This is a genomic window from Leifsonia sp. Y878 (assembly GCF_057669685.1).
Map to the genome: position 1 here is coordinate 438110 of NZ_JBYHFS010000001.1, position 23578 is coordinate 461687.

The following is a 23578-nucleotide window of genomic DNA, read 5'->3' on the forward strand; positions in this document are numbered from 1 at the left end:
CGTTGAATCGACGACGCCTACCTCGAGCGGTGGATCGGATGTCTTGGCTGGCTGTATTCCGTGCTCGAGCTCAGAGCAGGCGCCGTCGCGATCGCAGAGGCGCACCTCCTCGATCTGACGGCTCCTGGTCAGGTGGGCATTCGCGCCGTCCAGTTGTATTCGGGGAGGGCGATCGCGTCAGACCTGTCAAGCATTCGAGCAACGAGTTGGCGCATCGGCCAGTGGTGCATCAGCCGCGTCGACAGCACCCGCATCCGGAGCATGAAGCGTCCGCGCGGCAGAAAGCCGTCAACCCCGCCGGGGGCCAACTTGTGGGATGCCACGACGTACGGTCGCATGATCTCCTCGTAGCGCGCGAAAGCTGCGGTGTGATCGCCGCGCGCGCGGCCCAGTTCGCCGGCCAGCACATACGCGCCGACCAGCGCCAGGCTCGTGCCCATGCCGGTGAGCGGTGAGCCGCAGTAGCCCGCATCGCCGAGCAGGACGATCCGGCCGCACGCCCAGGAATCCATGTGCACCTGGCTGACCGTGTCGAGGTGGAAGTCATCGTCAGCATCGGCCGCCGCGAGCAGTTCCTCTGATCGCCATCCCATGCCAGCGAAAACCTCGTGGAGGAGGCGCTTTTGGCTGGCGACGTCGCGCCGATCGACGTCCAGTCCGGTGTCGGAGAAGGCGAGCATTGCCCTGGCTGAGCCGCCTCGCTCCGGACGGAGGGCGAGCATCCGCCCTGGCTCGCTATACATATCGAACCAGGAGTCGAGCGGCCCGGCATCAGGGACGCTGCAGTAGCCGAGGTAGGCGCCGAGGTGGACGACGAACTGGGACTCGGGTCCGAAGGCGAGCGAGCGCACACCCGAGTGGATGCCGTCGGCTCCTACGACAACGTCGAAGGACCGCACGAGCCCGCTGCGGAAGGTGACGGCGACGCCGTCTGGGCCGGCCTCGACCGTCGTGATGCGGTCGCCGAAGATGATCTCGGTGTGGTCTTTGATGTGGTCGTGGAGGATCTCCGTGAGGTCGCCTTTCATGATCTCGATCTCGGTCACCGGACTGCCGTCGCCGGTGAAGAGGTCGGCGGGCATCGTGGCGAGCTCTCGGCCTTCGCTGTCGACATAACGCAGACCCTTCTCATGCACGATGCGCTCCCGCACGCGGGGCATGATGCCCATCCTCTCGGCGACCACCTCGCCGAGACCGCGCAGGTCGACGGCCTGCCCGCCCAGGCGCAGATTGGGTGCATGCTCGACGATCGTGGACCGAATGCCCTGTCGGTGTAGCCAGTGGGCGAGGGCAGGGCCTGCGATGCCTGCACCGGATATGAGTACGCTGTATTCGTTCATGTATTGCACGGTAATACAGGTAATGTACGGTGTACAAGTGTTCTAGATTAAGGACGGTGTACTAGTACAGTGCGTGTGACTTCCCAGAGCATCGCGGCGGAAATCTCCGAGCGGATCGCATCCGGAATCCTGAGACCGGGCGACCGCGTGCCCTCAGCGCGCGGAATCACCAAGGAGTGGAACGTTGCGATCGCCACAGCCACCAAGGTGCTCGCGCAGCTGCAGCAGCAGGGCCTCGTCGTGTCGACCCCGGGCATCGGCAGTGTTGTCGCGTCAACGGCCGCCCAGCCACCGACGCAGCTGTCGACCGCGAGGGTCGTGGCGAGGGCCATCGCGATGGCCGACGCGGAGGGAATCGCGGCGATCTCGATGCGGCGGATCGCCGCCGATCTCGGTGCATCGACCATGTCGCTGTACCGGTACGTCGACAGCAAGGATGCGCTAGTCCTACTCATGATCGATGCGGTGCTGGGGGAGGATTCCTTCCCGCCGCCCTCCGAAGCTGATTGGCGAGCCGATTTGGAGGTCTCGGCGCGGCTGCAGTGGGCGGGCTTCAGGCGGCATCCGTGGCTGGCCGGCGTGATGTCCATTGCGAGGCCACAGCTCGTACCGAATGGATTTCGGTACACGGAGTGGTGCCTGCGGGCGCTCGCTCCGCTCGGGTTGAGTATGGAGTCGATGATGTACATCAGTGTCATCATCTTCAGCCATGTTAAGGGGATGGCGATCGACGTCGCCTCCGAGGTTGAGCAGCAGCAAGACACGGGTCTGACGGCCGACGAGTACATGACGACCCGATCTGCCGACATCGCTGCGATGGTGTCGCCGCTGGAGCTACCGCTGCTTGCGTCCCTCGTAAGAACGGATGATTTCGATCTCGACCTGGATGCCCTGTTCGAGTTCGGGCTTCAGCGGCTGCTCGACGGCATCGAAGGATGGCTGGCGCTGTCGGCCGAGCCGCCGGCCCCTACCGCGTCGGAATGAGATCGATTCGGTCAGCCGGGTGAGTGGCTAGGCGACGACGCCCACTGCGACAGCCTTGTCGGGCCTGGCCGTAGCGAGGGTCAGGATGGCCCAGCCGAACAGGCCGGAAAGCACGCCCATACCGATGGCGAAGGCCGAGACACCGAATGACACCACTGAGGTGAAGAGCGAGGTGCGCAAGAACGACGCGTTCATGACGGTCGCGCGCAGCGGGTCATCCTGCTCGAGCTCGGCATAGGTTTTGTTGCCGGCCATTTCGAGCGCGTGATGGTTGATGATGGTCGCCTGCGCGTAAGCAGAGAACGGACCGACAACCGGAGCGCCGGCGAGGAACTCAGCGTCCTCTGACACGGTGATGTTCTCGGCAGCGAGCTGTGAGCTCACGATGCCCCACACCACGCCGCCACCGATGATCATGACGATTGCACCGAGGATGCCGGCCCAGCCGATGAGCTTGATTACCTTGATCTTGGTGGCGCTCAGGGCCGTGGCCGGAACGGTTGCTATTGACACGATGTGGCCTTTCGTTGTGATGCGGAAGGTAGCTACAGGCTCGCAGCATAGCGGACGGCGGGGGCCGACTACCCGGTTAAACGGAAACGACCTCGGCACCGTGCCCGGCGGGGTGCGGCCGCCGGCCTCTACCGCGTCAGGACGAGATCGATTCGGTCAGCCGGGCGATGAGCGCAGCATGATCCGCGAGGTTCGACGGCAACCCGATGGCATCCGGCCGTCGCTGCCACGGCCGTGGTCCGTCGGCTTCCCGATACTCGATGCCCATCGCGCGCAGCCGCTGGAGGTGCGGGGACAGATCGTCGGCGAAAGCGTCGAAGTTGGCCGGTCCAGTGCGCCAGAGCGCATCGGCGATCGCGCAGAGCCGCGGGAACATCATGTAGTCCATCGCCCTGGACGAGTCCATGTTCTCGGTCCACACATTGGCCTGGCCCCCGATCACATGGGCAGCTTCCTCAGGTGTCAGCCCCGATGGCACTGGGCTGAAGTGGTAGGTGTCGCGCACCGTCACGGGGATCGCGAACGGCACGGGTTCGTCGTCGCCGTCCGACTGCCGATAGTCGAGGTAGACGAGGTTGTCCGGGCAGGACACGACATCAAGCCCGCGTTTGGCGGCACTGATCGCACCGTTGACGCCCCGCCAGGAGGCGACGGTCGCCGACTGTGACGGTGACCCCTCGAGGATCTCGTCCCAGCCGAACAATCGGCGTCCGCGAGCACGGATGCCAACCTCAAGTCGCGCCATGAACCAACTCTGGAGCTCAGCCTCACTAGCGAGACCGAGTTCACGCATCCGCTCCTGTGTGCGAGGGTCGGAGAGCCACTGCGTCTTGGGGCACTCGTCGCCACCGACGCCGATGTAGGCCGAGGGGAATATGTCCATGACCTCGTCTAGCACGTTCTGAAAGAACTCGACGGTCGATTCCTCAATGTTGAGGATGTCGTCGCTCACCCCCCACCGGGTCGAGACAGTGACCGGCTCTCCCGTGACCCCGAGTTCGGGGTAGGCGGCGAGGGCGGCGCACACGTGCCCGGGCGTTTCAATCTCCGGCACGACGTTGATGAACCGCTCAGCGGCATAGGCGACGATCTCGCGCAGGTCATCCTGTGTGTAAAAGCCGCCGTGCGGGCGTCCGTCTCCTGGCGCATCTGGTGACGCACCGCGGGGGCTCTCAGTACGCCAGGCTCCGACTTCTGTGAGCCTCGGGTAGCGCTCGATCTCGATGCGCCATCCCTGATCGTCGGTCAGGTGCAGGTGCAGGGTGTTCAGTCGGTGCAGCGCGAAGATGTCGATGTAGCGAAGGAGCTCATGTTTCGGGATGAAGTGTCGCACGACGTCGAGCATGACCCCACGCCAGGCGAACCGGGGCCGATCCCGGATGACCACACAGGGAACCGACCAGTTCTCGGTGGACGTCGACGCCGCACGGTAGATCGAGGGCGGCAGCAGTTGGAGCAACACCTGGCAGCCGTAGAACACGCCGGCCGGGTCACCACCGACGATCACCACCGCGTCCGGGGTCGATCGGAGCTCGAAGGCCTCCGCCCCAAGAGCCGAGTCAATTCGGAGATCGATCGTATCGGCGGATGCGACGCCATCGTCCGAGAGTGTAAGCCGCAAGCCGGTCGCGGGCCGGAGTGCGGCGCGCAGCCATTCTCCGGCGTCGGAGGCCGACGCTGCCGCGAGGATCCGCGTCCGGGGTCCGAGAGTAAAGGCGCCGGATCCCGTCTCGACAGTATCCGGTTGGGGTATCAGACCGAACATTAGTTCCTCTCGAGGCAATCCGATTTGTATGTAATGGACCCTAATAGCATCCTGACGCTTTCGGCAAGAGCGGTGCCCGAAGCCAATGCACGTATTTCCCTTGTGTTACAGGTCTATGACAGCAGCAAAAAGGCGGTTGACATAAGTATGAATGCCTGCTTTATTAGTGAAACGTTCCGAGGGAACGCAACGAAAGGGCACGCGGATGGCGAAAGAGACCACCACAGTGGGGCGACACAACACGGCCCTGCGGCCGTTGCGCGTGACGAAGATGGTGTCGCCAGAGGACAGTCGCAAGCTGAACAAAACGCTCCTGCTCCAGAAGCTCTTCAAGGAGGGGCAGCAGAGCCGCGCCGACCTGGCGCGAGGCTCCGGGCTATCGCGGGTCTTGGTCTCTGATCTGGTCGGGGAACTGATCGAGGAGGACGTCGTCGAGGAGATCGGCGTGCAGCGCCGCACGGGCGTCGGAAAGCCGGCGACGCTTCTTGCGGTGCGTAATGACGCCTTCCACATCGTCGCAATCGACCTGTCGGACGAGCAGCGTTTCGTCGGTGTCGTGACGAATCTGCGCGGGGAAGTCCTACACCGGGCGGAGGCATTCGTCGCCGGCAAGGCGGGGGACGAGGCACTCGATCTTGTTGCGGGCCTCGTGGGGCGCCTCACCGAGCTGTCGGCCGCGCCAATCCTCGGCGTGGGCATCGGCACACCGGGTGTTGTCGCGAGCAAGAAGGTCGTACGTCTCGCGTCCACCCTCGGCTGGCAGGACGTCGACATGGCCGCTCGCATTAGCCGCACTTTCGATGGACCGGTCAGAGTGTCCAATGATGCCAACGCGGCCGCCCTCGGCCTTTACACGTACCGCGGCCTCTCGCAGTCCTCGCTCATGTTCGTCTCGATCGAACATGGCGTGGGCGCCGGCCTCATCATCGGAGGGTCTCTCGTGGAGGGCGCGCAGTCCTCAGCCGGCGAGATCGGGCACATTGTGGTCGATGACGACGGCGATGCGTGCCCGTGCGGGCTGCGCGGATGCCTCGACCTCGCCGTCTCGGCGCCGAGCCTGCGCAAACGGCTGCGAGAGACCGATGTCGGACACGATGCCATCCTCGCTACCGCTGCCCGGACCCTCGGCAAGTCTCTTGCGCCGATGATTGCGGCCAACGGGGTAAATGACATCGTCATCGGCGGTCCCGTCGACCTCGTAACGGAGGAATTCCTGACCATCGTGCGCGAGACCATCACGTCTCGCGTTTTCTGGAGCGTGAGCGATGGTCTCACCGTCGAGTCGGCCCCGGGCGGGGAGGACCTAGTGCTCCTCGGCGCCGCCGCCCTCGTGCTCTCCACTGAACTCGGAGTCGCCTGACTTCTTGCACCCCGCCACACCCTGCAACTCACCTACAAAGGAGAATCATGAATCGCACTTCACTCGGCGCCATAGCTCTTGGTCTCGGCGCTGTTCTCGCCCTGAGCGCCTGTTCAGGGGGAGCGCCTGCGAAGCCCGCGGCGGCTGCAACGGATGGCACGGGCAAGACAATCACCGTCTGGGTGATGCAGGACGACCTTACCGACGCCACCGTTAAGGCGATCAACGACGCCTTCACCAAGAAGACCGGAGCCTCGGTCAAGGTCGAGCTGCAGCAGTGGGACAGCATCAACACCAAGATGACGACCTCGCTGGCGAGCTCAAACTCTCCCGACGTCGTCGACCTCGGCAACACCGACGTGCCACTCTTCGCGGCGAGCGGCGGATTGCTCGACCTGACGGACCAGCGTAAAGACCTTGAACAGGGACAGACCTGGCTTGCCGGCCTCGTCGAGCCGGCCGAGGTCGACGGTCACCTGTACGCAGTGCCGAGCTTCGGTTCCGCTCGGGCCGTTATCTACAACAAGAAGATCTGGGCCGCGGCCGGAGTCACGACTGTGCCGACCACGTACCCGGAGCTCACGGCAGCCCTCGACAAGGTCAAGGCCGCGAACCCGTCACCTGACTTCTCTACGTTCTACCTGCCGGGCCAGAACTGGTACGCCGGCGTGCCGTTCGTATGGGATGCGAACGGACAGATCGCCACGCAGAAGGACTCGAAGTGGTCCGGCGCGTTCGGAACTGCAGACAGCGTGAAGGGTCTTGAGGAATTCAAGAAGTTCCAGAACACCTACTCAAGCGTGGCCTCGCAGACGCTGTTCACGAAGACGCCGAGCCAGAACCAGGTTTTCGCCGACGGACAGGCATCAGCCCAGCTCGGTAGCCAGTCGTTCGTGAAACAGGCGTTGACCCTGAACCCCGCGCTCACATCCGATGACATTGGGACCTTCCCGTTCCCCGGCGTCTCCGGCAAAAACCAGCCCGCTGTGATCCTCGGTAGCGACTGGGGTGTCGCCGCGCACAGCTCCAACCCAGACCTCGCGATCGAGTGGGCGAAGATCGCGGCCAGCCCCGAGATCCAGGACAAGTTCATCTTCGGCACAGACGGCTGGATCCCGAACAGCGAGGAGGGCATCAAGAAGGCGGAAGCAAGCGGACTCTCTGAGGATGCCAAGGCCTTCTTCACTGCCGCGCTACGCTCCGACTCCACTCCTGCTTCTGGCGGATGGGCGACGATCGAGGGCGACAGCTCAATGCAGCAGTTCTTCCAGTCTGTTGCGACGGGGTCGTCCAGCGTCAAAGACGCGGCGAAGGCGTTCGACGAGCACCTGACAACCGCACTGAACAAGAATTAGGTTTCGATCACCATGATTGAAATGACGATGGTTGAGCCGGCCATCGTGGGCCCGGCGCCCGAGGGAACCCCTCGGGCGCCGCGGCGCGGCTCGCGCGGCCGAGCGGCCAGAACGCCGCTCCTGCTCCTTGGGCCTGCCGCCCTCGTCCTGATCGCTCTCGTCATCGTGCCGATCGGGTTCCTCGCGTTCACCTCGTTCACGAACTTCAACCAGCGCACCCTGTTCACCGGGGAATTCAACTTCGTTGGACTCGACCAGTACAGCGCGATCATGGCCGATTCCGAGTTCTGGGCGGCGCTCGTGCGTACTGTCCTGTTCACCGCGGCGATGGTGATCGGCAGTGTCACGGTCGGCGTCTTCTCGGCGCGGCTGATGATCCAGCTGGGCAAGCGGATGCGCATGGCGCTGACAGTCGCGCTCGTGCTGGCATGGGCGATGCCGACCGTCGCGTCGAGCCAGGTGTGGCTGTGGCTGTTTCAGCCTGGGTACGGCGTCGTGAACTGGATTCTGACGAAGCTGCTGATCTTCGGTGACATGACGCACGTGAACTGGGCTCAAGACACCAACCTCGCCTTCGTCTCGATCTGGCTCCTCATCGTCTGGCAGGCCGTACCTCTTATTGCGTTGACCGTCTACGCCGCGCAATCGCAGGTGAGCGCCGAGTACCTCGAGGCGGCACGCCTCGACGGTGCGAGCGAGTGGCGCGTCTACTGGCAGATCGTGCTCCCCTTCCTCCGGCCGACGATTTTGCTCATGACAGTGCTCTCGGCAATCTGGGATTTCAACGTGTTCAACCAGATCTGGCTCATCTCACAGGGTGGACCGAACAATGCGACCACCACGCTCGGGATCTACACCTACAAGCAGGCGTTCGTGAGTTTCGACATCGCCAACGGTGCCGCGATTGCGATCATCACGACCCTGCTGCTCCTGCTGATCAGCGGCTTCTACGTCCGTAACCTCATTCGATCCGGGGAAGACCTGTGAACTCAAAGACCACACCGAGCGGCGCGCTGAAGCCGCGCACTGGCATGCGCGCCAGGGGCCGCACCCGTCGGCTCCCCAATATCATCGCCCTCGCCATGATCGTTGTGTGGGTCTTCCCCGTCTACTGGATGATCAACACAGCATTCAAGCCGCGCAGCGGAGTGATGTCGGTGACACCGCAGTTTTGGCCGTTTGAGCCGACCCTGAATAACTTCGCTATCGCGATTGGGTCAGGCTCCTTCCTCAATAACCTGCTCAACAGCCTCATCGTGGTCTTAGGCGCGGTGCTGCTCTCGCTCCTACTGGCCTTTTTCGCAGCAGCGGCGCTGACCCGTTTCCGGTTCCGCGGCCGCCGCCCGATCATGGTCACCATCCTGGTGGTGCAGATGCTGCCGGGGCCGGCACTCATCATCCCGATGTTCCTCATCTTCAACGACATCAGTCTGATCGGCACCTATATGGGGCTGATGCTCGCCTACGTGGCACTCGTGTTGCCGTTCTCGATCTGGGTGCTGCGCGGGTTTTTCATCACCGTTCCGGTCGAGATCGAGGAGGCTGCCGCAATCGATGGCGCGGGAACCTGGCGAATCCTCTGGAGCGTACTGTTCCCGCTCGTGTTACCGGGGCTGATCTCGACGAGCGTCTTCGCGTTCATCACGGCGTGGAACGACTACATCTTCGCCTTCACTTTCATGAAGGATCAGTCGATGTACACCCTGCCGGTGTGGCTGGCGTCGTTTTCGACGCCGACCGGAACTGACTTCGGGAGCCAGATGGCGGCCTCTGTACTGTTCTCGGCGCCCGTCGTCGTCTTCTTCCTCCTCGTGCAGCGCCACCTCGTTTCCGGGGTTGCCGCTGGCGCAGTGAAAGGCTGACCTCGACCTCGGCAGCGTGTCCGGCGGGGTGCAGCCGACTGCCTCTACGGCGTCAGGATGAGAACAAGTTCATCCACCCACTCTCGGTTCAGTGCACTGCGGCGTCCATTGCGGTGCCCGCGGATGAACTCGCAGGCTCAAGCGGACCGCTGTTCACCGTTCATGATCACTCAGTAGCAGCAGGAACGCGCACGAGAAGTTTGCCGGGCTCGATCCACGCTGTGAACGCGACGGCTTTACCGAATCCGTCGCCGTCGAGTTCGATTTCTTCCGGTCGGGAAAAGCGTGCCGTGAATTCTGAGCCTGTTTCGTAGCGCAGGTCGCCGTCATTTTTCTGGTCTCCGGCGAGAGCACGGCCTGCTTTTGTCCGTCGAACAACGCCGTTGGTCCAGGCCACTTTTACCCACACCCGAATCCAGCCCAATGGGCCGCCTGGCCTGGTCATCATCACATCGAATAGTCCGTCATCCAGCGCGGCTTCTGGCATGAGCAAGATGTTGGCGGGCAGCGAGCCGCAGTTGCCAAGGATCAGGGTGTGTACCGTTGCGCGCTTTTCCGTGCCACCGTCGAGCCGAAAACGCATGTGGAGTTCGTCCGGGTCCCGCAGGGACTTGACGATCGCTTTCACGTATGCGGCCCATCCCACTTTCGCTTTGAGATCTTCGTCGGTATTGGCGATCATTTTCGCGTCGAGACCCAAGCCGGCCATCACGACGAACGCGTGCTCATCGCGTCTTTTGTCTTCACGTTCAACACGAATCATTCCCACGTCAATGCGGCGGTCCTCGCCGCTGAATGCGGCGCGGACGCTTTCGGGCATGTCGTTGAGGGTCATCTTGAGATTGCGGGCGAGGAGGTTTCCCGTGCCCGATGGCAGAAGCGCGACGGGTACGTCGTGCCCGCGGACGGCTTCAACGACCGCGCGGACGGTACCGTCACCGCCGGCGACGACAACCAGATCCACGCCGAGCTCGAGCGCCTTAGCTGTCACGCCCTGGCCGACGTCGTCGATGGACGTCTCGAACCAAACGCTCTCAGCCCATCCGGCGGCGGCCGCTTCTGCATTCACGGCCTCCCGGAGCGTGTCGAGATCAACCTTGACGGGGTTGTAAATGACAGCGGCTGTGCGAGAGATGGCAGCATCCATTGCGCAAGTGTAGATCACGCCAGAGGACAGGCCAGTATTCGTCACTGCTTCGGATTGGCCATGGCCGCCCTCGTGACCGTTCGCCTTCGATCGACGAAGGTGAGGGCAAAAGAATGTCAACAGGCCGATTCATCGCTGCCCCTGTCGCTTCCAGCGAGAACGCGGTTGGATGGCCCCATGGAGCCTTCGGAAACACCTCTCACTGCAGTCCTTCTCGACATCGACGGCACCCTCGTCGAATCGAACTACCTCCATATCGATGCCTGGGATCGGGCGTTCGTTTCTGTCGGGCACCCCGTCGAGCTCTGGCGGATCCACCGAAGCATCGGCATGGATTCCGGAAAACTCCTCGAGAGTCTTCTGGGTGAGGATGCCGACACAATCGGCGATCAAGCGAAAGAGCGACACTCAGAGTTCTACCTCGCATCGGCGGGGCGGCTCCGACCGATTCCCCGCGCGCGGGAACTCTTGGCCGCGTTGGCTGATCGTGGCCATGCAGTCGTGCTGGCTACCTCAGCGCCAGAAGATGAGTTGAAAGTCCTCTTATCCGTACTTGATGCCGACCAGCACATTTCCGCGGTGACATCGTCCAGTGACGTGACCACCGCCAAACCCGACCCGGACGTGATCAAATCCGCCTTGGAAAAGGCAGAGGTCAGCTCTGGCCAAGCGGTAATGGTCGGCGACTCAACCTGGGACGTGAAAGCAGCACTGCGGGCGGGCGTTTCTTGCATCGGTCTTCTCAGCGGCGGATTCGGTGCACAAGAACTTCTCGCGGCGGGCGCGAGCGAGGTCTACGACGACGCTGCAGACCTCCTAGATCACCTGGGCGAAAGCCTCGTTGCACAACTCTGAGTCCCGCCGCCAACGGCGTCCCGACGAGTGAGGTCTGTCAGGAAGCGAATGAATGACTCCCCGCCGTAAGATCGCGCTAATAGTTGCTCTGAACACGTTGTAGAAATGTCCTGCCAGGGAGCCAGCCCTGCTGGAATTTCGCTGTGTCCCGATTTAGGGGATGACGTTGGCTGCGCGGTAACGCTCGACCTTGTCGATAAAACTCTCTGGCGTCGCCCGAAAGCCCAGAAAGCCGGCTTTGCGGCTCTTGTTCATGTCGGTAAAGCACTCGATGTTGCGACCAAGGTCACTGTCGGTGTGCCACCAGGAAGCCAGGAGATCAACGTCAGCCTCAACAAGACCCTCTCGCTCGGCAATCGTGCGCCAGGTTTCTTCCATGCCGGCCATCTGAACGGCCAACGGGCGAGGCTCTCCCTCAAATCCAGCCCACGGCACATCGAAGATTTCGGCGATCTGTGGCCAGAGCCACCGCCACCGGAAGACGTCGCCGTTTGCGATATTGAACGCCTCGTTCCGACCTTCGGGATGGGTGCCGGCCCACACAATTTGCTCACCGAGCAGTTCGGCATCGGTCACATCCGTGATGCCGTTCCACTGAGTGGACGAGCCTGGGAAGGTGAAGGTCAGGCCAAGCTCCTTACAGATGGTGGCGTAGACCGAGAGGGTGAGCACCATGTTCATCGCGTTCCCTGTTGCGAAGCCGAACACGGTGTGAGCACGGTGAACGCTCCAGGTGAATCCGTTTCGAGCGGCAGATTCGAAGACCTCGTCCTCCTGCGCGTAGTAAAAGTTTGGTGCGCTCAGGCGCGGCTCGTTCTCGTGGAACGGGGTATCGGCCATGACGCCCGTCGCGTAGTTGTCGAACGGCCCCAGATAATGCTTCAGACCGGTGAGAAGTGCGACGTGGCGCACCGACTTCTCCGGCTCCAGCGCAGCGAGCACATTGCGGACAGTCGCACTGTTGACCCGGATGTTCTCGGCCTCGCTGTCGCGCTTCATCCACGCCGTGATCACGACGAGGTCTGGGCGGGTGCCCGTGAGCGCCTCAGAGAGCGATGCCGGGTCGAGAAGATCTGCGGTGACCGAGATGATGTCGGCTTGCTCGACGCGGCCTCTTCTAGAGAGGCCAAACACTGTCCAGCCTTGTTCCGTCAGCTGCCTCGCCACGGTCTGGCCTGCGATCCCCGTCGCGCCCACTACGAGGGCTCTTCCCGGAGGAACCTGTTTGGTGGAAGTCATCCGATACTCCTTGATATATCTACTACTGTCGCTGAACTTTTTGCCGGATTCCTCCACCGACAGAATACGTGGCTCGATATATTGCCCGCTGGGAGTCAAGACGTCGACATGTGGCGGCGGTCACGCACGCCACGGCGTGAGCCCTGGCCACCCCCGGGGACGTTGCGCCGGTAGTCGAGATACTGCTCGCCGTAAGCCAAGGTGAGTGTCGGCTCCTCGTAGCCCTTCACGAACGCGACGACAGCGACGAGGGCGATAGCGGCGTACAGCACGAGCCACCACCAGTTGCCGAACAGCACCGCCTGGCCGAGGATGATCGCGATCACCGCGAGGTACATGGGATTGCGCACGAAACGGTACCCGTCACGACGAGCACCTCAGTCGGAGCGACCGGAGCGGGTGTTCCGCGGTTCAGCGCAAACAGTGCGAAGGCGTGGCTGCCTGGGCCATGTGCGTGCGGTTAGTCCGATTCCTCCGACCGCTGACTGGCGGCGGGGAATCCCGTCTTTCGTTCAACATGGTGCTTCAGTGACTTCATTGTCCGCTCGCTCTCTGCGGAAGCCATCCGCAGAAGGATCGGCTGAACGATCCGGAGCATCCCATGGGTCGTCATCTCACCGACCCTGGTAACGTGCGTGCCTGTTCCGTCGGCATCCAGGTCATATCGGATGAGCGCATCCAGGCCGCCGGACGGTTTCCCCTGGTGGAACTGCAGCGCGTGATCTGGCACATCTTCGACAAGTTCGCCGGGCATTCGGCCGACCATGGTGGCATCTTCGTAGGTGAGCCGCGCTCCGGCCTGCGGTGTGCGCATTCTCGTGCCGCGGTACACCGTTGAATGGCCGAGCCAGGTCGGGTAGGCGTCGAGCGCGCGAAGGGCCGAATAGACCTGCTGGGTCGACGCGTCTATGTCGATTGTGTTCGTGATCCGGACCATGTCACCCGTTGTACACCCCGCCGCGCAGCCGCACAAAGGACCTTGCCCTCGCGAAAGCTCCGTGGTGGGTGCACAGTGGCTGATTGACGGCAGCTCACTGCGCGCGGAGACGGGCGCTGATTTGTCGATCCGCTACCAGTCACTCGGGTAACCCCGAGATGCATTCGGCTCATCCCGACATAAAAGGAGCAAGCGATGAACAGAGTCCCAGATTCCGAACTCGTACTCGTGCCAGGTGGCACCCTGATTACCTCGACGGCTGAGGAAGGCCGCGCGCTAGCCATCACAATGGCCAGACACAGCATCCACAACATCCAACCTGATCTCGACGTGCTCACAGGCGGCCGCCCGAACTACTCCACAGACCCAGACAGCCTCATCGCTGTCAGCCAAGTCATCGCGATAGAGTTCCAGACCATTGCGGCCGCGAACAATTACTGGCGGGCTTGACCGCCACAGCCCCACGACACGCATGCCAGGGCCGTTATGGTCGACGACGGTACCGGACTCAGGGCGCTGTTGTCAGAACACCTTGACTTCACCGGTACTCTCGCCGGCCACATCCCCGACGCGACAGACGGGTTCCTGCGGGTGGGAGCAGGCTCGTTGCCTTCGGTTCTCATAGGAATGGCATAGGGAACGCATAGCGAAGCTGCTTATCGTGGTCGTCATGATGAAGATCTACGCGACCAAATCCACTGCTGCGAAGCGGCCATTGCGGGAGAAAACGACCTGGATGACCGCCATGCTGTTGGCGGGCGGCATCGCCCTGGCAGGTTGCGCCACCACCATGACCGATTCCACAACCAGCTCCTCGAGCAACGCCAGCTCCAGCACGCATACCGATTCCACCGTGTCGACCACGGACGCGACCACGACAGCCGAAACGATTTCCGCCACGGCTGAGGCGGCTGACGCATTTCTATCCACCCTCACGAGCGAGCAGCGCGAGGCCGTGCTGTACGACTACGACGACGAGACCAAGACCACATCCTGGTCGAACTTCCCGGTTACCTTCGTCGAGCGCGCGGGACTAAACCTCACCGACCTCACCGCCGAGCAGCAGACCGGGGCACTCGCGGTGCTCGAGTCGCTGCTCAGCGACGAGGCGTATGCCACGGTCACCGGCATCATGGGCGGAGACGAGTATCTGGCCGAGAACAGCTCGAGTACCGAGAGCTCGCTCGGCCAGTACTACATCGCGTTCTTCGGCGACCCGTCCGACACGAGCGCGTTCGAGGTGCAGTTCGGCGGCCACCATCTCGGCATCAATGCCACGCTCAACGGCTCTGCCGACGCCATCACCTTTGCACCGACACATCTGGGCGTACAACCTGCCGTCTACACGGATGGCGATGGCACCGAGGTCCAGCCGTTCGACGGGATCTACACCGACGCGTTCGCGTTCTTCGACGGCCTCACGGCCGAGCAGCAGGCGACCCTGACCTCGGGCGACGTGAGCATGTGCGCACCGGGCGACACCTGCGACTTCTCCACCGGCGCCGGGCTCACCGGTGCCGACCTCACGAACGAGCAGAAGCAGTTCCTCCTGGACGTGATCGCCAACTGGGTCGGAATGGCCGATGAGGAGACCACCGCCGCGGCTCTCGCCAAGATCGAGGCGACCCTCGATGACACCGTCATCGCCTGGTCCGGCGAGACGACGTACGACATGAGCACCGGTGACGGCATCTCGTTCTCGATCTCCGGCCCGAACGTGTACATCGCCTTCCAGGCTCAGCAGGGGTCGGCCGGCGCGGACATCAGCGGGGTTACCACGTCCGGTTGGGGTCATGTGCACACCATCTACCGCGACCCGACCAATGACTACGCCAACAGCGTCACTCAGCAGGGGGCCTCCGGGATGGGCGGCGGGACCCCTCCGGGGGGAGGCGGCGCGCCTTCAAACCTGTCGAGCGAGAGTCGGTAGGTGGTTCTGACCTCGCTGTTCACGCACGCAGAGAAGGCATCAATCGATGCGGAGGGGGATACGAGATCATCCGTACTCAGTGCATCCGCTCAGCGGTGGAGTAGCGTCTTCCAATCGGCCGGAACCGCGCCGAGGGGGCCGGGCGTTGGCTGTTCGATCGGCCGATGTGCTGGCGCGGCGAGCTCCGGGCCGTCGATGTATGCCTCGATTGAATAGTCCCAGAACCAGCTCTCGCCAGGCTCAAACGTGCGGACAACCTGGTGGCCTGTGCCGGTCGCGTGGTCACGCGCGTGCTGCTCGGGGGAGCTGTCACAGCAGCCAATATGGCCGCATGCCGCGCAGCGCCGCAGATGGAACCACCAGCCGCCGGAGTCCAGGCATTCCAGGCAGCCGTCACCGCTCGGCGGGATCATCGGGTTCACATCCGCCATCGTCATCTTCGCCCTCCGCTACGTGTGTCTCGTGCTCGGTTCGTGCGCCGTGTGGCCGAGCGTGTCGCACCGGCGCCCTATGTTCGGTCGCGCTCATGACTGGATCGCTGCCGGGCTCACTGCCGGGCATCCGCTCGCCCTCACATGGAGGATAGCAAATGCGCCCGGACCGTCATGGTCGAACGACGGCCCGGGCGGGGAGCCTGGAATACCTGTTGGTCTCAGGTATTCGAAGCGTGCTACTTCGCGATGAAGTCGAGGATGTCCTGGTCGAGCTCAGCCTGGTAGGAACCGTAGATACCGTGCGGGGCGCCGGGGTAGACCTTCAGGGTGCCGTCCTTGACGAGCTCGCTTGACTTGATCGCCGCGTCGGCGATGGGCACGATCTGGTCGTCATCTCCGTGGGCAATGAAGATCGGCACGTCGAGGGCTTTGAGGTCCTCGGTGAAGTCGGTCTCGGAGAACGCCTTGATGCAGTCGTAGGCCGCGGCGAGGTTGACGAGCATTCCCTGGCGCCAGAATTCGCGCTTCGCACCCTCTGAGACCGTGCTGCCTTCACGGTTTGCTCCGAAGAACGCCTCTGTCAGGTCGATGTAGAACTGCGAGGAGTCAGCCAGTACGCCAGCACGGATGCCGTCAAACACCTCAATGGGCAGCCCGTCGGGGTTGCTGTCGGTCTTCACCATCTGGGGCGGAACAGCGCCGGCAGTGATCACCTTTGCGACGCGTCCGACACCGTGCTGAGCCGCGTAGCGCACGACTTCACCACCACCGGTGGAGTGGCCGATGACAACGAGCTTCGTGAGGTCGAGGTGCTCGACCAGCTCGGCGAGGTCACGGGCGTATGTGTCCATGTCGTTGCCGTTGTAGGTCTTTGCCGAACGACCGTGGCCGCGGCGGTCGTGGGCGATTGCACGGTAGCCATTGTCGGCGAGGAGCTTTACCTCAACCTGCCAGGCATCCGACGACAGCGGCCATCCGTGGCTGAGTACGACGGGCTGCCCTTCGCCCTGATCGGTGTAGTAGAGCTCGGTTCCGTCCGAAGTGGTGAAGTACGGCATGGTTTCTCCTTGATGTTGGTGGAGTGACTGGTTCAGCGCGCACTGGCTCGACGCTCGTCTGCAGTCGCTGATTACATGGTGTCGCCACTCGTCGCGTGCTGCAGAGGGGATTCGCAAATTGTGAAGAACTAATTCGGCTGTGGTCAAGTACGGGCGTTTTCGGTGGACACACGTCGACGCCTATGTAAAAGTTGGTCCCGATGTATCTCCCTCAAGCAACACGCGAACAGACCGGGTTCTCGTCTGCTGTCGCAACGGTGGTGAAAAGCAAGGCACTCGGCCCAGTGCACCTGATTCACACCAAAGCTCCCACCGCAGGCAATGATCCTTTTGCTGGCTACACCGACCCGGGCGATGCGCTCGTGTGGGCATTCATCACCGATGGCGCGATCGTATGCAAACGTGCATACAACGACATCGAAAACCACGCCGGCAACATGAATATGAACCATATGCCGAGGCTGAGCGGCTTCCAGATGACGCCGGACTTCCGTGCACTGTCGATACGGATGGATCGCCAGGCGATCGGTCTCAGTTCGTCAGACATTGACTCCATTGCCCGCACAGTTTTCCCTCTCACCGAGGGGCTGCCTCTCATGATCGGTTCGCTTGCGTCGCAGGCCATGAGAATGGACACCGACCTCGGCCCAGCTTCTGGAGCAGCGCTCGCTCATTCGATTCTCGAACTCACGACGGCGTTCGTCGACGATTTCCTCGGGCGTCACTCTGCCCCAGACACCATTCGCAGCAACCTGGTGACCGAAGCGCGACAGCACGTCGAGCTGTATTCCAGAAGCCCAGCCCTCACCGCGGCATCCGTCGCAGCCGCGTTGCAGGTATCGGGCAGAACGCTTCAGAAGGCATTCGAACTCGAAGAGACCACGCTCACTCGTGCCATCCTCGAGAGCAGACTATCGAGAGCCAGGTCTCTGATGGAGCGCGACCGCACGAGCGAGCTTGCCCTCGGCACCATCGCGACCAGATCTGGATTCTCATCCGCTTCGACGTTCAGCCGAGCCTTTCACTCTCGCTATGGACTCGCCCCTCGCGACTGGCGGGACCGATATCGTCAATCCATCGCAGGCTGACGGACGGGCCGGGACCGGCGTCAACGCGGCCGTTACTCGTCGTGATGGCGTTCGGTCGGGTTCGGCGCAACCGGCGAAGTAGATGAAACCGGCGCAGCAGACGGAACTGGTGCAATCGGGTCGACGGGCCCCTGGTCGAGGCGGAACGGCGGGTACTCGTCGCGCATCAGCGCGGTGTAGCTGATCACCCGGTATACCCAGCGGTTGATGCCCATGATGAAGTCGAACAGCGGGCGCTGGTAGCGGCCGCTGAATAGCAGGATGACGGCGGCGATGATCACCAGGAGGACGAGCAACGAGATGCCTGATCCCCATCCGTAGCTGAAGCCCCACCACCATCCGATGCCGCCGCCGAGGATACTGATGACCAGCAGGTGCGGAATGGCCAACAGCCACCACTTCACCAGCACGAGGCCGTGGGAGAGCCGCTCGGGGTAGTCGACGTCGAAGTCGGCAGGATAATCCGTTCTGGCGAGCGTGAACGGCGGGTACCTGTCGGTGCCGAGCGCGGAGTACGCGTAGAAACCGACACGCCAGTTCCAGCGCAGGACGCCGACATTGAACCAGAACAACGACCGCGGGTACCGGCCGGTGAACAGGATGGCGAAGCCGGCGATGATCGTGACGACGACGAAGGCAAACCAGAGGAATGCCAGCAGGATGAAGTGCGGGATACCCAGGAGCCACTTCACGATCCACAGCCCACGCGAAAGCGGGGAGTCGAGGTGGCCGGTGAGGTGCGCTGGGTATGCCTGCAGCCCGGGACGAAGGCCCGCGGGAGGCGACACTGGTTCCAGCTGGCGGCCCAGCATTGCAGCGCCGATGACGGTGAGGGCCACACCAATGAGGAAGAGCACGGCGCCACCGATCAGCAGCCCGATGGCGAAGGGCAGGATGAGGCCGCTGTGCACGCCGGCAGCGAGGTCGACGTTCACTCCAGGGCTCGCATCGGCGTTCATCACCACGACAGACCAGCTGCCAGAGCGCAGGGTCCAGTCCACATGTTGAGTTCCAGCGCCGGAGGCCGACTCGGTCCAAAATGTTTCGGCGGCAGGTTCTCCCGGTGTTTGGGAGCCGGGCACCTCACGGTATTGCACGACGAATGGCGAGACACGCACGCCGCTGATTTCGCTGTGCTGCACTCCAGAGAGATAGGCATCGACATCCGACTTTGGTGCGATACCGATGAAGATTTCCTGGTTTGGCTCGGTTGATGTTGCCTCGAGGCGCAGCGTGGCAATGTCGAACGGCGCTCCGGAGCCAGACTTCAGGTTTCCGGCAACGTCGAGATTCGGCGACGTGAGCGCATACGATCCCACGGAGAAGTTTGCCGATGGTGACCTGAAGAAGCCGTCGTCCCGCTGCAAAGCGCTGGCTGCCGTGAACACGACGCCCGCCGCGAAGAGTCCTGTTCCGATCAGCCCTAATATCGTGCCGATAATCAGCAGGACGATGCCTCCCGGCTTCAGCCGCACTGGCTGGCCGACGGGCGGCGGAGGGCTTCCGTCATATCCGGTTGTGGTCACAGTCGCACCATCCTCCGTTGCGTGTCCGGTCCCTTGTCGGCTGGGTGGCTCGCTTCACGCCACCCTCCTCGTGGTGGCGCCTGTGCGCAAGGGGGTGGGCGAAGTCCCGCTACACGGGATACGAGGCCGCGAAACGGCGGCACGGGGGCACACTGAGCTTTGACGGGCCGGCAGGTGTGGACCACGTCCGGCCAGACAACGAGAAGGAGGGCCATCATTGTGATCACTATCCGAAGCGCGATCGATGCGATCCGACCATGACAGCACACCGCACCGCTATCCGTCCCACCATGAAGGCGGCCGTCTACCGCAGATTCGGCTCTCCAGACGTCGTCCACGTCGAACAGATGACCAGACCCATTCCGAAAGCCGACGAAGTGCTCATCAAGGTTTACGCCAGCACGGTGAGCGTCGCAGACCATCGGGCTCGCAGCCGCAACGTCCCCCGTGGGTTGGGGATGCTCGCCGCACTCGGGCTCGGCTTCTTTCGACCCCGGCACCATATTCTCGGCATGGATGCCGCTGGCGTCGTTGACGCGGTGGGTGCAAACGTGACCGCATTCGCCCCCGGCGACGAGGTAATCGCACTACGCGGTGGCGACTTCGGCGGCCACGCGGAGTATGTCTGCACCCCGCAGGATGGCGCCATCACCGCTGCGCCCCGCACGATGACCTTGGAAGAGGCGGTGACTCTCGTATTCGGTGGCAGCACGGCGCGAGGTTTCCTGAATCAGGTCGCGATCAAGCCGGGGGACAGCATGCTCGTCAACGGTGCATCCGGTGCCGTGGGATGCGCGATGGTGCAGCTCGCAAAGCACCTGGGCGCCGACGTCACCGCAGTGACCAGCTCACCCAACCGGGAGTTGGTCGCCGCCCTCGGCGCCGACCGGATGATCGACTACACCGCGGAGGACTTCGCTGCTGAGGGTCGCACCTACGACGTCATCGTCGACTGTGTCGGCAACGCTCCATTCGAGCGGGTCGAGGCAATCATCAAGCCCGGCGGGGCACTCCTGCTGGTTATCAGTGATCTCAAGGGGATGATGCGGGCCTCGAGGCAGAGCAGGAAGAGCAAGAAGCTGGTCACGGCCAACGTCGGCAAGCATCGAGCCGAGGACCTGGCCTTCCTCGTCAGCCTTGCAGATTCCAGCAGGTATCAGGCAGTCATCGACCGCACGTACGACCTCGCGGAGATCGTCGAAGCGCACCGCTACGTCGACACCGGACGCAAGAAGGGCAACGTCGTGCTGCGCGTCAGGGCCCCGATGGACTCGCCGCCGGACGTCGAGCCGTAACAGCTGAAGGACCGGCGAAACGCTCAATGAAGGAGAATGTCATCGGGCAGATCGGGGTCATTGGACCGCGGGCTGTTTCAGTGCAGGCCCACCCTGCCGCCCCGGGCTGCTTCCGGCTGTCGACTCGCGCACGACGAGGCGATGGCCGGCTACGTAACCTGCCGCTGGCGCGTCTGGGTTGTCGATACGCCGCTGGATAGCCTCGACGGAGTGCCGGGCAATCGCCTGCATGTCAGGTGCGACTGTCGTGAGTGTGGGGGAGGAGAAGCCGCCTTCTGGAGTGTTGTCCCAGCCCACCACGGCCACATCCTCGGGAACGCGGATGCCGCTGAGATGGAATCGCCGGAGCACGCCGACGGCGAGCAGGTCGTTTGCGCAGACGATGGCGTCGATATCGTCGATGGTCGACAGCATCTGCTCGGCGCGAGCGAATCCCTCTTCGCGTGAGTAGTCGCTCTCAGCACCTACCGCGAATTCGAGGGGCGCGGCGTCGTCTGGGGAGCCCATGATCAGCCGTGATTCTTCTCGTAGGCCCGCGGCTTGAAGCGCTTGCCGGTATCCCTCGAGCCTCAGGTCTGCTGTTCCGAGAGACCCCTGCGACAGGTAGCCGAGGAAGGCGATCTTCTTATGGCCGAGATCAATCAAGTGCTGCGTCGCTTCGCGCGTCGAACCCACGTTGTCGACGGAGACGTGGTCGATTTTCGAGTTGAGGGTGTGCTCGCCCAGGAGCACGAGAGGCGTCGTGTCACGCATTGCGACTATCGCATCCACCCCGAGCGAGAGCGGGCTGAAGATGATCCCATCTGAGAGCACGTTGCGATACCCGCGCGCCACCTTCTCTTCCAGCTCGGGGAGACCTCGAGTCTCGTTCACCAAGACGGTGAACCCGCGCTCCTCTGCGGCCTCGACGACGGCATGGGCGAGACTGGCGAAGTACGGGTGCGCGAGATAGGGCACGGCAAGCGTCACCAGATTGCTGCGACCGCTCCGAAGCTGCCGCGCGGCAAGCTGCGGGCGATAGCCCAGCTCGGCGATCGCCGCCTCCACCTTCGCTTTCGTTTCAGCCTTGAGGTAGTGATGCCCGTGGATGACGTTGGACACCGTTCGCCATGACACGCCGGCGAGAGCGGCCACATCCTTGATGCTGGGCCGCTTGGACTTCCCTGCCGCCTCGCCGTCGCCCTCGCTCATGGCCCCAGTCTATAGACGAGATGACCCAAATGTTCCCACGTTGCAATTTTTCTGGGCGTCTGGTTTAGTACCTAACTAGCAGTTTGTTTCCACGTTGCAACATTGGGGCTGCCCTGTTGCGGACACGCAGCGTTTACGCGTGTCATGTGGCGACTTCGCACACGATGAACGTCTCAGAGAAGAGGATGCAATGACGCACACGTCCATGAGGGCACCCCGGCGGTATCGCCGGTCGATCGGCGCACTCGCCATGTCGACCGCGGCCGCGCTGGTGCTCGTAGGCTGCAGCGGCGGCGGAACCACGACCAGCACCGACGGCGGCGGAATCGGCACGGCCGAGAACCCCGTCGAGATTCGAGTTCTCGCAAACGAAGCGTTTGCGAAAGCGTGGCAAGACCAGCTCGTCCCAGAGTTCAACAAGGATTTTCCCTACATCAAGGTTGATGTCGACGGGGTTCCGTACTCAAATCTCCTGGCCAAAGGCGTACTCGACTTGACCGGTGCATCGCCTGAGCACGACATCCTGATCACCGACGACCCCTGGACTCCGCAACTTGCTGCGACGGGTGGCCTGCTCGACCTCGAGGCCGAAGCCGCAGACTGGACTGACGCGAACTACGACTGGGACGACTTCTACGACGCGGCGCTGGCTGCGAGCCAGTGGGACGACAAGCAGTACGGCGTTCCGCTGCGGTCGAATCTTCTCCTGATGTTCTACAACAAGACCCTGTACCAGGATGCCGGCGTGGCCGAACCGACCCCAGAGCTGTCGTGGGACACCTTCATCGAGCAGGCACCCCAGTTGGTGCAGGACACCGATGGGGACGGCGCGACCGACTCGTGGGCCAACGCAATGACGTGGGCGCGCGATCCGCTCTCGCCCACGATCTGGCAGACGATTCTCGACTCAAACGGTGGAGAACTCTTCGATGACGAAATGAACCCCACGTTCGACAACAAAGCCGGCATCGAGGCGCTGCAGACGCAGGTTGACCTGCTCGAATACGCCCCTGCCGGCGCGACGAACTATAACTACAACGAGCCGCTTGACGCCTTCCGCCAAGGGAAGGTCGCGAGTGTCTTCACCTGGGGGAGTGCGTTCAAGAGCGCAGCGGTAGACCCCGATGTGACGACTCTCACTCCAGATCAGGTCGGCATCCAGACCATGCCAGCCGGCAGCGAGTCCGCCAGCACGCACCGCGGCATCTGGAGCGGATCCGTCGTGAAGAAGAGCGAAAACCCGGAAGCGGCATGGGCATTGCTGCAGTGGATGAGCTCGAAGAAGGGTGAATCCTGGGCCGTCAACAACCTCGGCTCGTTCCCTGCTCGTGAATCAACCCTGTCCACCGCGCCAGAGCAGGAGTGGATGGTTCCCGTGTTCGCCGCTATTCAAGAGGGATTTGTGGCGGCGGAAGCTGGCGACATGTGGCGTCCGAGGTCACCACAGTCCAACGCGATCCAGGAGATTCTCGCCGACCAGACCAGCGCCGCTGTGAATGGCCAGGTCAGCGCAGAAGACGCGCTGAAGAAGGCAAGCGACCAAATCAAGAAGTTGCTGAAGTAGCGCCATGGGTTCACAGATCGTTCGCAATAAGGCTCCCGAACAGAGACGGGAGGAACGCGAAAGGCGCCGAGCGCTGAAACGGCCCTTCTCGGCCGGTCGCGCACGAGCGGCGGACTTCGGAAGTCGGTGGGCGTT

22 protein-coding genes are annotated in these 23578 nt (G+C 62.9%); 11 read left to right on the forward strand and 11 right to left on the reverse strand.

The window, feature by feature from the left end:
• Positions 1 to 128 precede the first annotated feature (128 nt).
• The gene (locus tag AC25Y4_RS02025) at positions 129 to 1340 is read right to left on the reverse strand and encodes an FAD-dependent monooxygenase (RefSeq protein WP_488118697.1); all 1212 of its coding nucleotides are present in this window, start codon (positions 1338 to 1340) and stop codon (positions 129 to 131) included.
• 75 nt (positions 1341 to 1415) lie between these two features.
• On the opposite strand from AC25Y4_RS02025, the gene AC25Y4_RS02030 reads away from it, so the two are divergent.
• Positions 1416 to 2324, forward strand: a complete 909-nt coding sequence (locus tag AC25Y4_RS02030) for a TetR/AcrR family transcriptional regulator C-terminal domain-containing protein (RefSeq protein WP_488118698.1) — start codon at positions 1416 to 1418, stop codon at positions 2322 to 2324.
• A gap of 27 nt (positions 2325 to 2351) precedes the next feature.
• Here AC25Y4_RS02030 and AC25Y4_RS02035 read toward each other — a convergent pair whose 3' ends face one another.
• Both AC25Y4_RS02035 and AC25Y4_RS02040 read right to left on the reverse strand, forming a co-directional pair.
• Positions 2352 to 2837: an aromatic ring-opening dioxygenase LigA gene (locus AC25Y4_RS02035; protein WP_488118699.1), complete on the reverse strand. Its 486-nt coding sequence runs from the start codon at positions 2835 to 2837 to the stop codon at positions 2352 to 2354.
• A gap of 136 nt (positions 2838 to 2973) precedes the next feature.
• Positions 2974 to 4602: a beta-N-acetylhexosaminidase gene (locus tag AC25Y4_RS02040; RefSeq protein ID WP_488118700.1), complete on the reverse strand. Its 1629-nt coding sequence runs from the start codon at positions 4600 to 4602 to the stop codon at positions 2974 to 2976.
• A 205-nt stretch (positions 4603 to 4807) separates the two neighbouring features.
• Here AC25Y4_RS02040 and AC25Y4_RS02045 point away from each other — a divergent pair, with 205 nt between their 5' ends.
• The 4 genes from AC25Y4_RS02045 to AC25Y4_RS02060 are packed head-to-tail and all read left to right on the forward strand — an operon-like array spanning position 4808 to position 9179.
• Positions 4808 to 5962: an ROK family protein gene (locus AC25Y4_RS02045; protein ID WP_488118701.1), complete on the forward strand. Its 1155-nt coding sequence runs from the start codon at positions 4808 to 4810 to the stop codon at positions 5960 to 5962.
• A gap of 47 nt (positions 5963 to 6009) precedes the next feature.
• Complete coding sequence (locus tag AC25Y4_RS02050) at positions 6010 to 7317, forward strand: extracellular solute-binding protein (RefSeq protein WP_488118702.1); 1308 nt, start codon at positions 6010 to 6012, stop codon at positions 7315 to 7317.
• A gap of 12 nt (positions 7318 to 7329) precedes the next feature.
• Positions 7330 to 8304 (forward strand): carbohydrate ABC transporter permease, encoded by a 975-nt coding sequence (locus AC25Y4_RS02055; protein ID WP_488118703.1) that lies wholly within the window; start codon positions 7330 to 7332, stop codon positions 8302 to 8304.
• The gene (locus tag AC25Y4_RS02060) at positions 8301 to 9179 is read left to right on the forward strand and encodes a carbohydrate ABC transporter permease (RefSeq protein WP_488118704.1); all 879 of its coding nucleotides are present in this window, start codon (positions 8301 to 8303) and stop codon (positions 9177 to 9179) included. Before AC25Y4_RS02055 ends, AC25Y4_RS02060 begins: the two co-directional genes overlap by 4 nt.
• A 166-nt stretch (positions 9180 to 9345) precedes the next feature.
• Here the strand turns inward: AC25Y4_RS02060 and AC25Y4_RS02065 are convergent, their stop codons facing one another.
• Positions 9346 to 10326, reverse strand: coding sequence for a diacylglycerol/lipid kinase family protein (locus tag AC25Y4_RS02065; RefSeq protein ID WP_488118705.1), 981 nt, complete (start codon positions 10324 to 10326; stop codon positions 9346 to 9348).
• A gap of 177 nt (positions 10327 to 10503) precedes the next feature.
• Here AC25Y4_RS02065 and AC25Y4_RS02070 point away from each other — a divergent pair, with 177 nt between their 5' ends.
• A complete protein-coding gene (locus tag AC25Y4_RS02070; RefSeq protein WP_488118706.1) occupies positions 10504 to 11181 on the forward strand; it encodes an HAD family hydrolase in 678 nt (225 codons plus the stop codon).
• 153 nt (positions 11182 to 11334) lie between these two features.
• On the opposite strand, the gene AC25Y4_RS02075 is transcribed toward AC25Y4_RS02070, so the two are convergent.
• The 3 genes from AC25Y4_RS02075 to AC25Y4_RS02085 form a co-directional block, all read right to left on the reverse strand.
• Positions 11335 to 12420 carry an SDR family oxidoreductase gene (locus AC25Y4_RS02075; RefSeq protein WP_488118707.1) on the reverse strand — a complete coding sequence of 362 codons (1086 nt, stop codon included), beginning with the start codon at positions 12418 to 12420 and terminating at the stop codon, positions 11335 to 11337.
• A 95-nt stretch (positions 12421 to 12515) separates the two neighbouring features.
• Positions 12516 to 12770, reverse strand: a complete 255-nt coding sequence (locus tag AC25Y4_RS02080) for a methyltransferase family protein (RefSeq protein ID WP_488118708.1) — start codon at positions 12768 to 12770, stop codon at positions 12516 to 12518.
• A 110-nt stretch (positions 12771 to 12880) separates the two neighbouring features.
• The gene (locus AC25Y4_RS02085) at positions 12881 to 13357 is read right to left on the reverse strand and encodes an SRPBCC family protein (protein ID WP_488118709.1); all 477 of its coding nucleotides are present in this window, start codon (positions 13355 to 13357) and stop codon (positions 12881 to 12883) included.
• Positions 13358 to 13552: 195 nt separating this feature from the next.
• Between AC25Y4_RS02085 and AC25Y4_RS02090 the strand changes: the two genes are divergently transcribed.
• Together AC25Y4_RS02090 and AC25Y4_RS02095 are read left to right on the forward strand one after the other, a co-directional pair.
• Positions 13553 to 13807, forward strand: coding sequence for a hexameric tyrosine-coordinated heme protein (locus AC25Y4_RS02090; protein ID WP_488118710.1), 255 nt, complete (start codon positions 13553 to 13555; stop codon positions 13805 to 13807).
• 220 nt (positions 13808 to 14027) lie between these two features.
• On the forward strand, positions 14028 to 15287 hold the full coding sequence (locus tag AC25Y4_RS02095; RefSeq protein ID WP_488118711.1) for a DUF3500 domain-containing protein: 1260 nt from the start codon (positions 14028 to 14030) through the stop codon (positions 15285 to 15287).
• A gap of 89 nt (positions 15288 to 15376) precedes the next feature.
• Here the strand turns inward: AC25Y4_RS02095 and AC25Y4_RS02100 are convergent, their stop codons facing one another.
• Together AC25Y4_RS02100 and AC25Y4_RS02105 are read right to left on the reverse strand one after the other, a co-directional pair.
• The gene (locus AC25Y4_RS02100) at positions 15377 to 15724 is read right to left on the reverse strand and encodes a UBP-type zinc finger domain-containing protein (protein ID WP_488118712.1); all 348 of its coding nucleotides are present in this window, start codon (positions 15722 to 15724) and stop codon (positions 15377 to 15379) included.
• A gap of 233 nt (positions 15725 to 15957) precedes the next feature.
• Complete coding sequence (locus tag AC25Y4_RS02105) at positions 15958 to 16779, reverse strand: alpha/beta fold hydrolase (protein ID WP_488118713.1); 822 nt, start codon at positions 16777 to 16779, stop codon at positions 15958 to 15960.
• Between the two features lie 200 nt (positions 16780 to 16979).
• Between AC25Y4_RS02105 and AC25Y4_RS02110 the strand changes: the two genes are divergently transcribed.
• Positions 16980 to 17867, forward strand: coding sequence for a helix-turn-helix domain-containing protein (locus tag AC25Y4_RS02110; protein WP_488118714.1), 888 nt, complete (start codon positions 16980 to 16982; stop codon positions 17865 to 17867).
• Positions 17868 to 17899: 32 nt separating this feature from the next.
• On the opposite strand, the gene AC25Y4_RS02115 is transcribed toward AC25Y4_RS02110, so the two are convergent.
• Positions 17900 to 19393 carry a DUF4389 domain-containing protein gene (locus tag AC25Y4_RS02115; protein WP_488118715.1) on the reverse strand — a complete coding sequence of 498 codons (1494 nt, stop codon included), beginning with the start codon at positions 19391 to 19393 and terminating at the stop codon, positions 17900 to 17902.
• Positions 19394 to 19650: 257 nt separating this feature from the next.
• Here AC25Y4_RS02115 and AC25Y4_RS02120 point away from each other — a divergent pair, with 257 nt between their 5' ends.
• Positions 19651 to 20688: an NAD(P)-dependent alcohol dehydrogenase gene (locus AC25Y4_RS02120; RefSeq protein WP_488118716.1), complete on the forward strand. Its 1038-nt coding sequence runs from the start codon at positions 19651 to 19653 to the stop codon at positions 20686 to 20688.
• A 57-nt stretch (positions 20689 to 20745) separates the two neighbouring features.
• Here AC25Y4_RS02120 and AC25Y4_RS02125 read toward each other — a convergent pair whose 3' ends face one another.
• Entirely contained in the window at positions 20746 to 21879 is a 1134-nt protein-coding gene (locus tag AC25Y4_RS02125) for a LacI family DNA-binding transcriptional regulator (protein ID WP_488118717.1), read from the reverse strand.
• 190 nt (positions 21880 to 22069) lie between these two features.
• Between AC25Y4_RS02125 and AC25Y4_RS02130 the strand changes: the two genes are divergently transcribed.
• Positions 22070 to 23443, forward strand: a complete 1374-nt coding sequence (locus tag AC25Y4_RS02130) for an ABC transporter substrate-binding protein (protein ID WP_488118718.1) — start codon at positions 22070 to 22072, stop codon at positions 23441 to 23443.
• Positions 23444 to 23578 lie beyond the last annotated feature (135 nt).

Coding starts and splice junctions, on each gene's coding strand:
- AC25Y4_RS02025 (WP_488118697.1), bottom strand. CDS start 1,340: ATGAACGAATACAGCGTACTCATATCCGGTGCAGGCATCGCAGGCCCT.
- AC25Y4_RS02040 (WP_488118700.1), bottom strand. CDS start 4,602: ATGTTCGGTCTGATACCCCAACCGGATACTGTCGAGACGGGATCCGGC.
- AC25Y4_RS02045 (WP_488118701.1), top strand. CDS start 4,808: ATGGCGAAAGAGACCACCACAGTGGGGCGACACAACACGGCCCTGCGG.
- AC25Y4_RS02050 (WP_488118702.1), top strand. CDS start 6,010: ATGAATCGCACTTCACTCGGCGCCATAGCTCTTGGTCTCGGCGCTGTT.
- AC25Y4_RS02055 (WP_488118703.1), top strand. CDS start 7,330: ATGATTGAAATGACGATGGTTGAGCCGGCCATCGTGGGCCCGGCGCCC.
- AC25Y4_RS02065 (WP_488118705.1), bottom strand. CDS start 10,326: ATGGATGCTGCCATCTCTCGCACAGCCGCTGTCATTTACAACCCCGTC.
- AC25Y4_RS02070 (WP_488118706.1), top strand. CDS start 10,504: ATGGAGCCTTCGGAAACACCTCTCACTGCAGTCCTTCTCGACATCGAC.
- AC25Y4_RS02075 (WP_488118707.1), bottom strand. CDS start 12,420: ATGACTTCCACCAAACAGGTTCCTCCGGGAAGAGCCCTCGTAGTGGGC.
- AC25Y4_RS02085 (WP_488118709.1), bottom strand. CDS start 13,357: ATGGTCCGGATCACGAACACAATCGACATAGACGCGTCGACCCAGCAG.
- AC25Y4_RS02090 (WP_488118710.1), top strand. CDS start 13,553: ATGAACAGAGTCCCAGATTCCGAACTCGTACTCGTGCCAGGTGGCACC.
- AC25Y4_RS02095 (WP_488118711.1), top strand. CDS start 14,028: ATGATGAAGATCTACGCGACCAAATCCACTGCTGCGAAGCGGCCATTG.
- AC25Y4_RS02100 (WP_488118712.1), bottom strand. CDS start 15,724: ATGACGATGGCGGATGTGAACCCGATGATCCCGCCGAGCGGTGACGGC.
- AC25Y4_RS02105 (WP_488118713.1), bottom strand. CDS start 16,779: ATGCCGTACTTCACCACTTCGGACGGAACCGAGCTCTACTACACCGAT.
- AC25Y4_RS02110 (WP_488118714.1), top strand. CDS start 16,980: ATGTATCTCCCTCAAGCAACACGCGAACAGACCGGGTTCTCGTCTGCT.
- AC25Y4_RS02120 (WP_488118716.1), top strand. CDS start 19,651: ATGACAGCACACCGCACCGCTATCCGTCCCACCATGAAGGCGGCCGTC.
- AC25Y4_RS02125 (WP_488118717.1), bottom strand. CDS start 21,879: ATGAGCGAGGGCGACGGCGAGGCGGCAGGGAAGTCCAAGCGGCCCAGC.
- AC25Y4_RS02130 (WP_488118718.1), top strand. CDS start 22,070: ATGACGCACACGTCCATGAGGGCACCCCGGCGGTATCGCCGGTCGATC.